Origin of the sequence: Demequina litorisediminis (genome assembly GCF_030161615.1) — a bacterium.
GTDB classification, from domain to species: Bacteria; Actinomycetota; Actinomycetes; order Actinomycetales; family Demequinaceae; genus Demequina; species Demequina litorisediminis.
This window is the reverse complement of the sequence record NZ_BSUN01000008.1, coordinates 1-1654: the sequence shown is the minus strand read 5'-3', so window position 1 is coordinate 1654 and position 1654 is coordinate 1. Positions and strand designations below refer to the sequence as shown.

General features: G+C 41.5%; 2 protein-coding genes. Both read right to left on the bottom strand.

All coding sequences use genetic code 11. The features are described from left to right. Nucleotides 1–137: 137 nt before the first annotated feature. On the bottom strand, nt 138–983 hold the full coding sequence (locus QQK48_RS18470) for an ISLre2 family transposase (protein WP_284329608.1): 846 nt from the start codon (nt 981–983) through the stop codon (nt 138–140). Beyond that, nucleotides 922–1413 carry a UPF0236 family transposase-like protein gene (locus tag QQK48_RS18465; protein ID WP_284329609.1) on the bottom strand — a complete coding sequence of 164 codons (492 nt, stop codon included), beginning with the start codon at nt 1411–1413 and terminating at the stop codon, nt 922–924. The genes QQK48_RS18470 and QQK48_RS18465 overlap by 62 nt, the downstream gene beginning before the upstream one ends. Nucleotides 1414–1654 lie beyond the last annotated feature (241 nt).

The window sequence follows — 1654 nt, the reverse complement described above, 5'->3', positions numbered from 1 at the left end:
GATTATAAAATTACGAGTATGTGTCAAGTTTATTGAGGTTGAATAAAAAAACCGTCTTTTGGGGCAGACACGAAGTTATTTTCAACCTCACTTTCGTTCGGTTTGCCCTCATTATCTCTAACAAAAACAAGTTTTTATTAGAGATAATTCGGGGTCATTATTAATTGGTTTAATCCTTTGGCGAATTGGCCTAAAGGGGCACTTTTCGCTTTTCCTTCGCCCATTTGCCCTTTAAACGCACCTTCATGAGCTTGAAAATGAGGTTTTTTCTGTACCCAGCGTTTCATAGCTTGCCAACGCTTTTCTTGAGCGACGACGTCGTCCGGAAGGGCTTCGTATTGGTTCAACCAACCTTCAAATTCTTGGTTTCTTAAACTATCTATGACACGAATCATGGCTTGGGCCCCGGTTTTTGTCCATAAACGACCTTGGCGCTTCATGCGATAGGTGATTTTTCGATGGGTACTTTCGATCGTGCCAATACATGCTTGGGGATCCCTGATTCCTCGTGCTTTCAATGATTTTAAATAAGGCCAACTTCTTTGAAGATAGTGATGCAGCAAACGTAAATGTTCTAAAGCCTCGGCTTCCTTTTCTTCAATCAAGCTTTCCGAGGTATCTAAAACAAGCTGGACCTCTTGCCAATCATAATGTGCAATCGCTCGTATCATTCGATGTTGGAGTTGAGGAACAAAAGCCATTCTTTCTTTCATCTTCCGATGGACATGGTAACGATCACGGAAGTGTTCATGACGCAAACAACCTAAAGCCAGTTCATCAAACACGGCCTTTTCATAGCCTGAACCGCCGTCACTATTGGAAATGACAACGGTATGACTTAAATCATAATAGGCTTGAAGATAGGCCATCATTTCTTTATACGCTTTTTCCGATTCAGATGACTCACAAAGTGCGGGGCGATCATCTCCGAGCGGTTCCCGACTTTCTGGCTCCTTCGCACACTTGAAAACGATGGACTTCAAGAGATTGTTTCTTTTGTCCGTTGATCTTTACGCCATCTCCTTCCAGATATAAATAAGGCACTTTTTTCTTGGTGATAATCCCGTCATAACGACTTTCATGCGTGCTTTTGGCTTGGATTAACTCTCCCGTTTTAACCACCAATTGTTGCACGTTTTGATGACTCATACGCCAAGATGTCAAACAATCGATCGCTTGAGAAACATGACGATAGACCATCATACTGCCTAATTGAGAGACATTGCGCAGGACAAGCGAACTGTAACGAATGCCTTTTCGAATCCCTAGAAATTCATCTAAGGGATAACGAATGTCATTGGCTTGATTTTTCATTCGGCGACGAACATAGGTCACCGTGCCAAACAAAAAGGTGATGGTTCTTTCGCTTTTGCGATCGACGCGAAAGCCTTCTTTCTTCCATTGGGCACAAATTTCTTCATCGAGCGTTTGAAAAGCTAGTTGGGTGATTGTCGCTATCAGTTGCGCAAAAAAATCATCATGGCTCTTTCTCTTGCTAAAAAATTTCTTTCCTTCTTCATTACTTCCACTAAATCTGTTACAATAGAATCCATAAGAAACCGCCTTTATTCATTAGTGCCTGTCAGCCCAATGAATAGAGTAACGGTTTCTTTTTTATTCGTCTAGAGGAAACCTCAATAAATTTTACACTTAG